Source organism: Streptomyces varsoviensis, assembly GCF_000718635.1.
Taxonomy (GTDB): domain Bacteria; phylum Actinomycetota; class Actinomycetes; order Streptomycetales; family Streptomycetaceae; genus Streptomyces; species Streptomyces varsoviensis.
This window is the reverse complement of the sequence record NZ_JOBF01000010.1, coordinates 185699-194628: the sequence shown is the minus strand read 5'-3', so window position 1 is coordinate 194628 and position 8930 is coordinate 185699. Positions and strand designations below refer to the sequence as shown.

Sequence of the window (8930 nt, the reverse complement as noted above, 5' to 3'; positions counted from 1 at the left end):
GGTTGGGGGCGTGCAGCGGGGGCTGGGGAGTGGGGTGCTGTTCCGGGCGTATGTGCTGGGGCAGGTGCGGGTGTTGTGGCTCGGGGGGCGGCGCGTAGTACGTGTCGACGGGGCGGGGAGGCGAGGGGTGTGGGTCCGTAGAGGCGCTGGGAGCCGGGAGTGGGGGGCCGGCCGTATCGGACGGCGACGGGTTGGATGGGGGTGAGCCCGGACCAGATCCCTGTCTCGGATCGGCCTGTTCCGCCTGTTCTGCCTGTTCAACTTGCTTCGCCTGCTTTGGCTGCGCCGGCCGCTCCGGGCCGTCCGGCCCGAACCCCGCAGGCAGCGGCCCGAGCTGGTCGAAGACCTCGATCACTTCCTCGTCGAAGCCCGGTTCCGGAAGCAGCTCCACCGCCGCGCCGAGCGCCTTCCGCGCCCCCGCGGCCGTACGGAACCGGACGTACGGGTCGGGCTGCAGCAGATTGGCTATGACCTGCCACAGCGGTTCCGGCACCTCTTCGGGGGCGTTGGGGGTGCCGTGGTCGAGAAAGCGCTGTACCAGGGCCTCCGCGTCCGGTTTGGTGCCGGTGAGCAGGTAGAGGGAGACCAGGCCGACGGCGAAGAGGTCGGCGGGGAAGTCGGGTTCCTCGCCCAGCATCTGCTCCGGCGCGAAGTAACCGGGCGTGCCCATGACGAAGTTGGTGTCCGTCAGCCGCGGTTCGCCCTTGCGCATCGCGATGCCGAAGTCGGAGAGGCGCAGGTGCGGGCGGCCGGTGCCGGTCGCCTCCAGCAGGATGTTGGCGGGCTTGATGTCGCGGTGCACGACGCCCTCGTCGTGGACGGCCGTCAGCCCCGACAGTAACTGGTCGAGCAGCGTGCACACGAAGGCGGGCGGCAACGGACCGTAGTCCCCGATGAGATGGGCCAGCGAGCCGCCGCGCACCACGTCCATGGTGAACAGCACCTTGTCATCGTCGGCCGCCCAGCTCATGGGCGCGAGCACGTGCGGGTGGTCGATGCGCAGCGCTTGTTCCCGGACGAATCTCAGCAGGGTGTGCGCGTCGCTCTGCTGTAGCACCTTCGCTGCCACGTAACGCCGTCGTCGCTGGTCCCACGCGCGCCAGACGGCGCCGACGCCGCCGCGCCCGATCGGGTCGACCAGCTCGTACCGGCCGGCGAAGACCTCACCCATCGCGCTGTGCCCACCCCCACTTCGTCCCGATCAGTTCCCGGTCATTCTTCGGGAGTGCCCGGTCGGTCTCCCGGGTCCGTCTTCCCGGTCGGTCTCCCCGGTCGGCCTCCGGGACGCAGTTCCGGGCCGCCCCGGGCCGTTCCTGGTCGGCTGCCGGTCGTCAGCTCTGGTGCGCCTCGTAGTGCGCGACCGCCTCCGCGGTCCGGCCGGCGCCGTACACCCGCAGGAACTCGGCGAGTTCGGGGTGGGAGGCGCTGAGGGTGTCGGCGGCCTCGATGATGTCGCCGGCGGCGGCCACGGAGCGCAGCAGCGACTGGATCTCCCGCACCACGCGCCGTACGGTCGGGGCGCCGCTGCTCGCGGTGGTCTGGGTGGTGTTCAGCACCGAGCCGCCCGAGGTCTTCTTGACCTCCTCCATACGGTCCGCGGCCTCGGCGGCGCTGACGCTGCCGTCCGCCACCTGACTCGACAATTCCTGGAGCGCCTGGACGCGTTGGACCACAGCGGGGTTGCCGATCTTCGCGCGCTGGCCGCTCATGAGCTGGGACAGCATCGGGGCGGAGAGGCCGAGCACGGACGCGAGGCGGGCCTGGTTGAGGCCGAGATCGTCGATGAGACGGCGGAAGAGGGCCCCGAGCGGCTCCCCGTACCAGTTTCGCTGTAGCTCTCGTGCGCGGGCGGTGGCTTCCTGCTGTGCTGCGTCCATCTCGCTCTCCCCTTCGCTTCGCTGCCGCGAATCTTGCGGTGCATCCTACGGAGCGCGGTACGTGCGAGCGATACCCGGTCGGGCATGACGTCCGGTACCCGGTACCCTGGTCGGGAACGGGGCCTTAGCTCAGTTGGTAGAGCGCTGTCTTTGCATGGCAGATGTCAGGGGTTCGACTCCCCTAGGCTCCACCTGTGAAATGCCCCCTGAACTGCGTAAACGCGGATTCGGGGGGCATTTTTCGTGCCCGTCGGTGGGCACATCGGTGCCCATCGAGGCGGGAGGCCCCATGATCTCGGGGGCTTGCTCGGGTGTGTGCTTCCCCGTGGATCTCCTGGGCCCCGTGTTCAGGGGGTACCTCTCCTGTGCTGCATCCGCGCCCTGGGGACCTGCGTGAGGTCGCTGAGCGGATTGAGGTGTCGACAGGGCTGGGGGCCGAGATCATCGGAGGCAGCCTCGGGATGCCCCCCACCCCTCGCGGCAAGCATGCCGGCACCATCCGGCGTCTGCGGGTCCAGATCGAATTTCGGCTCCCGGAGACCCTGGCCCCGTACGAGATGTCGTCGGTCGCGATGCCGGAGGACCCGGACGGCTACGCCACCCCGGGTCTGGCGATACTGATCGTTGTGTGGGAGGAAGACGGGTCCCTGGCTCGCCGACCCTGGTGACGTGGTCCTGGCTGTTGAGGTGATCTCGCAGTCGGAGAAGGCCAGGGACATCACGGACAAGAACGGCTGGTACGCCCGCGCCGGGGTCGCTGTTCTGTTTGTCCTCGACCCCCGTACCGGTCACTGGAGCTTGCACACCCGGCCCAAGGGCGGGGAGTACGACGGTCGGCTGCACGGCGTGTGCGAGGAGGCGATCTACCTGCTTGCCCCGCTGCCGTCCCCCGCTCGACACTGGCGTTCTGCCGCGCTACGGCTCCTGACGCCGGCAGCGGCACCGACGAGCATCGCGAGCAGCGCACCGCAGAGCGCGGACATGGCACGACGACGTATTCGCATGGGTGGCGTACGCAAGGAATGCTCTCTGGTCAGGGAGATAATGCGTCAGGCCGGGTCGGCCCGAGGCAAGAAGAAAGGTTCAGGGAAACCTGGGGAAACCAGGTCAGGGGGCCGGCGTCACGTTCTTCGACCTCCGCGAGCGGCGGATGGTGAAGCCCGCGCCTGCCAGGACCAGGACGACGGCGCCTGTGATCAGCCAGGGCCGGGAGCGTCCTTCGGGGGGCCCGGCCACCTTCAACTCGGCGGTGCTGGTGTTCTGCCCGTGGTGGCTGGTGACTGTGATCCGGTACGTGCCGGCTGGCAGATCTGGGCGCAGGGCGGTGTGCCCGGCATACACCGTGGTTCCGTCGGTGCACTTGCAGCCGGGATCGTCCGGGCTGTCCGTCTTGATAGTCAACGGCATACGGAAAGCCGGGGACTTGACGGTGAGAGCGTCCTCGTTGCGGGCGGCGTGGACGTCCGCGAGAAGGACGACGATGGTGACGCCCGGGCGGACGACCACCTTGGGTGTGGCATCGTCGACTCCCAGCGGGGTGCCCGTGCGACCGGCGACAAACCGGGTGATCTCCGCCGGAGCCGGGGCGGTGACAGTCAGGTTCGCGCTGGCCACCACACGCCCGTCGCTGGTAGCGGTCATGGGGTACGTCCAGGGCGGGATCTCCTCGCGAAGACCCCCTCCGGTTCCGTACGGGTACCGCTTGGACTCTGAGGCTCCCGGCCGCCGGGGAGTCAGGCGTATCGGCCTTTTCAGGGCCGGGGAGGTCACCGTCACAGCCTGCCAACCCGAAGACATGCCCGTGATGCTGACCGCGGCCCACCCCCCTACCTTGACCTTGCTGTCGTCGAGCTCCAGGCGCGGCACCGCAGACGGACTCGCGGTCGCCGGGACGCCGGGCGCAGGGGCATCTGCCCCTGCGATCCCGCACGTCAAACCAAGTACAGCCACCAGCGACAGACCTGTGGCACCCAGGACTCGAATCGATCGACGAAACACGTGAACCGCCTCCCCCTCAAGGCTTTTTAACATCAGCCGCAGCCTCAACATCGGCCATCCGCCCCCCCCGGGGCGATACCTGGTTAGACCACCCTGACCTGCATGAAGGTAGAAAGGGTGGTCCTTTTTCCCGTTTTCCTGTGCTGGCATGTCAGCACGACTGTGCTGGCGTCTGGCTCCGGCTGGTTGCTGCCCGGGCGCGGGCCGGCTTGTCAGGGACCGTGGGGGATAGCTGGTCGTCTGGCTCTCTCGCGGATCTTCTGGACTCCGCAGCGCCCTTCAGGTCGTGAGTCTCTGCTGCCTCAGGGGTGTCGGGGCGGTGCGGCGTGGGCAGTCTGCCGGAGAGCAAGGAGTTCGGGATAGGGCCTGAACCACCGCTGATCTCTTCGAGGCATGGAGCGTCGGAACGCGCCTTCGCCACCGCCTCTTTCCGTGTTCTCTTCCGTTGCCGCCAGGATGTCACTGCTCCGGCGGCCGAAAGGCGTCTGCATGACTATCTACTGTCAACACGCGAACCGTGGGAAGACGCAGATTCTGGCGGTCTACCGGCGTGCGGACGATGCCGTGTCGTCCACGGTGACGAGCCTCGCGTCTGCAGGGCTCGCCGCACCGATCGTCGACGCACTCAATCGGATCTCCGCCCTTGCGACAGTCCCCCTGGGCCTCTTTGACGAGCGGGGCGGGCGGGTGGCTCGCTATCCCACTGAGCACCTCACGGCACTCTCCGACCGGGCGGCGCGTGCTGGGCTCCTTGGCGGAGCGCACAGCCTTTGGTACGAGTGGGTCTGCTGGGATCTTCATCAGGCGCTGGTCGACCTGGACGAGGCGGTCGCGGCTGCCCCCTCTCCGGTCCGGATCGCGATCGAGACGGAGCTGGAGACAGAGGAACGTGAGCTGCGCGATGCGCTCGCCGAGTACTCGGAGGCAGTCCCTGTGCCTGAGGGGAATCAGCGTTCCTGGGATTCCGGGTTCCCGTTTGTTCCGTACAGGGGCGGCATGCGCCTTCTGACGCGTGAAGCGCGGAAGGAATTGGACCGTCTTGAGGAAGGCATCACCCGCGAGCAGCGTAAGGCGGCGGTTTCGGATTTGCGGCTGCTGGTCGCCGCCTTCGACCAGTGGTCGGCCGCGCAGGCGGACGACGGGATGTTCTCGCTTGAGTACCCCGAGATCTTTGCCGAGCCGTACGACTCGGATCACCACTTCCTGACGGTCTCCGCCCCGGATCCAGGTGGTGCGGGCACGGACGCCTGGCACGTCGATGTGTGCCGGTGGGTGCCCGATGATCCCGAGGAGAAGGGGGAGGAGGAGTACAGCAGCGCCACCGGTGAACCCCTCGTCCGGTGCGTGCTGCCCGCGACTCCGAGTGCCGAAGACGTCGCCCAGTTGTTGTCCAGGGTCTCTGCGGAGCCGGGAGTACTCACGGAGTGGGCTGGGACGGCTGTGGGGAGCCCGCTGGAGGGGACGACCCTGGTCGTCACCTCGTGCTGGCCGGATGAGTCCTGAGACAGTCCGCGCGGGGGCAGCCTTTGCTGCCCCGTCCCGGCCCGCCCTGTGCCGATGCCGGGGCGCCCTGCCCAGGTTGCCATCGGCATCCTGGGCAGGGCCTCGGCCAGCGTCAGCCTGCTACGTCCGCGTCCGCCCGTAGTCCGTGGCGACCTGTCTACGTCCGCGGACGCGGACGCGATTCGCGTCGTCTTGCTACGTCGCGTGCGCCCGTAGCCCGTGCCGAACCGCGTACGTCCGTGGCCCGCCCGCAACCGGCGGCCCCGTCTCTCGCAAACGGCGCCCCCAGCTCCCCAACCCGACCCCGCTTACGACTTCGGCACGGTGTTCACGTGGTTCGTGCCGGCGGCGTAGAAGTCGTCGACGGCCTTGTTGACCTCGGTGAGGGAGAGGGTGCGGTCGGACTGGTAGTAGAGCCAGTTGACGCGGGTGTCCCAGGTGCGGCGGCCCTTGAAGGGGAGGTCGATGAACCAGGTGCTGAAGTGGGCGGCCATGCGTTCCCGCGGGAAGAACTTGCCCTTGTGGCTGAAGAACTTGTTGCCGTCGATGGAGTAGGTGACCGTGCCGTTCATGGCGGTGACCATCAAGGTGTGCCAGCCCGTGAGGCTCTGGTTCTGGGTCCGGGTGGTGCGGCTTCCCGGTTTGCCGTTGCCGTCGAGCCAGCTCGTGGTGTCGATGCGGGGGCCGGGCGCTCCCCAGCCGCCGTTCGGCATGTACTCGTAGTCCAGCTCGCTGTATTTGTTCGACTTGTCCGCGGGGGAGATCGTGAAGAAGGACTCGTTGAGGTGGTCGCCGTTGCGGCCGTTTGTGGGCTTGTCGCTGAAATAGACGCGGGCGGCGATGGTGCCGGTGAAGTAGTCGGGCTTGGCGCTCTGGATTTCGGACTGCTTGGTGCCCTTCTTCGTGCCGTCGGTGGTGGCACGGAGCTGGAGCACCTGGCCGCCCTTGGCGGACGACTCGGCGGGGAAGGTGACGCCGTCGGCCGTCCAGGTGTCGTGGATGCCGGGGCCGCCCTTCTCGGTGCGGATCTGCCAGCCGTTGGCGGTGAGCGCGGGGTCGTCGGGGCCGGTGTAGTGGAAGTTGTCGAAGATGACCCCCTTCGCCGGCGCGGCGGGGGACGAGGCCGGGTTCTTGTCCGTATCGGCGGTGCCGCTCGGTTCGTCGCCCCAGGCCAGGGCTCCCCGCACGTACGCGGTGATCCGCTTCGACGGTGCGTAGTGGGTGATCTTGGCGTCGAAGGAGGGATCGGTCGCCTGGTTCATCTTCTTGTGGTCCAGGCGGTAGAGCTGGAGGCCGATCCCCTCGCTGGTCCCCCCGGGCTTCAACTCCCCCGCGCCCGCGCCGAATCCGATCTGGACGTAGTGGGTGGTGGCGCCGCCGCCGCTCAGCGTGCCCATTTTGTGGGTGACATTGCCGCATCCCCTGCTCGTCTGGACGCAATTGACGCCGAAGGCGGCGCTATTCGCGGCGTCGTCGGGGGTGAAGTAGTAGCGCAGGGTCACATCGCTGAGCGGGATGGTCTTCTTGGATTTGTTGATGACTTCCAGCCAGGGTTTGGCCGTCGTCGTCTCGGTGGGTCCGTCGGTGCGATATCGGACGGTGAGTTCACCGGTCGCTGAATCGCCGCTGCCGCCAGATCTGCCAGGGCCCCACTTGACGTAGGCCGCGGCACCGGCGGCTATGACTATGGCCATGACAACGACTATTTTGATCACGACCCCTCCGCGGCGGCGGGGTCTACGACGAGGGCGGCCCATGGAAGCTCCTTGATGTGCTGCGAGGAGCGGCGCCACCTGCGGGCCCTTCACATCGCATTCACGACTGACTCACATTCCGCGTCATCGTAACCACGATCCACCGGAACATATGGACAACAAGGTTGCATATGTTTCTGTCCGATTCATCCATTTTTAGGGTGATACGTACTGTTTATTTGAGCTTGGAGGTACATCTCGGCGTCAACCCGGTCGGGACCCCTCGATGTGGCGTGCTTTTGATCACTTCTTTATATCTTCTTACTGTGACGATATGAGCGACTTGTACCTTTTTTCTAGGTGGTGATGTCGCGATTCGCGGAGTGTGCCCCCGTTGGGGGACGCTGACCCGCCCTCAAGGGAAGTCGGGCGTTCAAATACCTGGGTTATCTTCTCGCTGTGCTTTCACAGGATCAGCACAAGATGTGGGTCATGTGACTTTGAGTTGAGTGGGGGAGAACCTTGTCGGGCACTACTGCGAGCGGCGCACGGGCCGAAGCCGCGCGTTCGTCGCGCGGTCAGCGCCGCACGGGCCGTGCCCCGGCCCAGCGTGCCGAACCGGCCGGCGGCAGACGCCGCAAAGGCCGTGCCCCCGTTCAGCGGGTCGAAGCCGCGGGAAGTCGGCATCGCCGGGGGCGCGTCTCATTAGACGAGCAAGTCGATACGGTCATCTACGACACCGTCATCCTTGTTCCCGCACGTAACGAGGAGGTCGGTGTCTTCACCTCTCTGAAGTCACTGGCCACTCAGAGCCGACGCCCCGACCTCATCGTCGTGGTGGTCAACAACTCGACCGACCGTACCGAGGAGTTCGCGCGGCAGTTCGCGGACGACGAGTCCACGCCGAACACCGTCGTACTGAATCTGGAAAACAATCCCCATAAAAAGGCCGGCGCCCTCAACCACGGTCTGCAATGGCTCAGGGAGTCCGTCGGGGGGCGGCTCCCGAACAAGGTGCGGCACGTCCTGGTCATGGACGCCGACACCGAACTGCACCCGAAGTTCATCGAGCGCGCCCGCAACGTCCTCGCCTCCGACCCGGAGCTGGGAGGCGTCAGCGCGGCCTGCCTCGGCCGCACCGGTCTGTGGCGCAACCCGTGGCAGCGGTTCCTGCTCGGCATGCAGATCATCGAGTACGGCCGGGCCGCCAACGTCCGCTACCGCCAGGACGTGCACACCATGTCGGGCGCCGGCTCCTTCTACCGGAGCGAGGCGCTCCAAGGGCTCCTCGACTGGCGGGGGCAGGTCTTCTGGGAGGACCACCGCAACCTGGTCGAGGACTACGAGACCACGCTGGCGCTCAAGGAGTCCGGCTGGAAGATCACGGCCAACCAACTGTGCATCGCCTACACCGACCTCATGCCCACCCTCCGCGAGCTGATCCAGCAGCGTGAGCGGTGGAGCCGCGGCACGGTGGACACGCTGCGCCGCCGCGGCTGGACCAAGTTCACCTGGCACTCCATCAGCACCATGATCCTGGGGCTCGTCGGCTCCGCCTACATCCTGGGCTGGGGCTCCACCCAGCTCGCACGGACCGCGCTGCGCGGCTTCTCCCACTACCCGCTCTTCTCCGTGCTGCTGCTCGGCTTCTGGGTCGTCTATCCGGCCCTTCGGGTACGGAACCTCGGCTGGAAGGCGATGCTCGTCGAAGCCCTGCTGCTGCCCGAGCTGGTCTACACCGTGGTGCGTACGCACTGGCTCGTCTCGTCCATCGTGAAGTCGTACGTGACCCGCGTATCCGCGTGGAAATGACCGCGGCTGGAAATGACCGCGGCAGCAACCGCGGAGAGGAACCAAG

Annotated in this window: 7 protein-coding genes, 1 tRNA gene and 1 pseudogene; 5 read left to right on the top strand and 4 right to left on the bottom strand. The window is 67.2% G+C overall.

What is annotated here, in order from left to right; translation table 11 throughout:
- Both IF55_RS16355 and IF55_RS16350 read right to left on the bottom strand, forming a co-directional pair.
- The coding region (locus IF55_RS16355; protein WP_048832037.1) for a serine/threonine-protein kinase at positions 1 to 1171 on the bottom strand (1171 nt) is incomplete at its 3' end.
- A gap of 160 nt (positions 1172 to 1331) precedes the next feature.
- Positions 1332 to 1877 (bottom strand): helix-turn-helix domain-containing protein, encoded by a 546-nt coding sequence (locus tag IF55_RS16350; RefSeq protein ID WP_030888796.1) that lies wholly within the window; start codon positions 1875 to 1877, stop codon positions 1332 to 1334.
- Between the two features lie 118 nt (positions 1878 to 1995).
- Here IF55_RS16350 and IF55_RS16345 point away from each other — a divergent pair.
- The 3 genes and pseudogenes from IF55_RS16345 to IF55_RS40625 all read left to right on the top strand — a co-directional run.
- A tRNA-Ala gene (locus IF55_RS16345) sits at positions 1996 to 2068 on the top strand.
- A 174-nt stretch (positions 2069 to 2242) separates the two neighbouring features.
- On the top strand, positions 2243 to 2545 hold the full coding sequence (locus IF55_RS40630; RefSeq protein WP_245661225.1) for a hypothetical protein: 303 nt from the start codon (positions 2243 to 2245) through the stop codon (positions 2543 to 2545).
- Position 2546: 1 nt separating this feature from the next.
- A pseudogene (locus IF55_RS40625) lies at positions 2547 to 2648 on the top strand (Uma2 family endonuclease); the annotation flags it as partial.
- Positions 2649 to 2984: 336 nt separating this feature from the next.
- On the opposite strand, the gene IF55_RS37260 reads toward IF55_RS40625, so the two are convergent.
- Positions 2985 to 3494 (bottom strand): hypothetical protein, encoded by a 510-nt coding sequence (locus tag IF55_RS37260; protein ID WP_157854518.1) that lies wholly within the window; start codon positions 3492 to 3494, stop codon positions 2985 to 2987.
- Between the two features lie 870 nt (positions 3495 to 4364).
- Between IF55_RS37260 and IF55_RS16330 the strand changes: the two genes are divergently transcribed.
- Positions 4365 to 5378, top strand: a complete 1014-nt coding sequence (locus tag IF55_RS16330) for a hypothetical protein (protein ID WP_030888792.1) — start codon at positions 4365 to 4367, stop codon at positions 5376 to 5378.
- Between the two features lie 308 nt (positions 5379 to 5686).
- Here IF55_RS16330 and IF55_RS16325 read toward each other — a convergent pair whose 3' ends face one another.
- Positions 5687 to 7072 carry a cellulose binding domain-containing protein gene (locus IF55_RS16325; RefSeq protein WP_245661224.1) on the bottom strand — a complete coding sequence of 462 codons (1386 nt, stop codon included), beginning with the start codon at positions 7070 to 7072 and terminating at the stop codon, positions 5687 to 5689.
- Between the two features lie 522 nt (positions 7073 to 7594).
- Between IF55_RS16325 and IF55_RS16320 the strand changes: the two genes are divergently transcribed.
- The gene (locus IF55_RS16320) at positions 7595 to 8884 is read left to right on the top strand and encodes a glycosyltransferase family 2 protein (protein WP_078644483.1); all 1290 of its coding nucleotides are present in this window, start codon (positions 7595 to 7597) and stop codon (positions 8882 to 8884) included.
- Positions 8885 to 8930 lie beyond the last annotated feature (46 nt).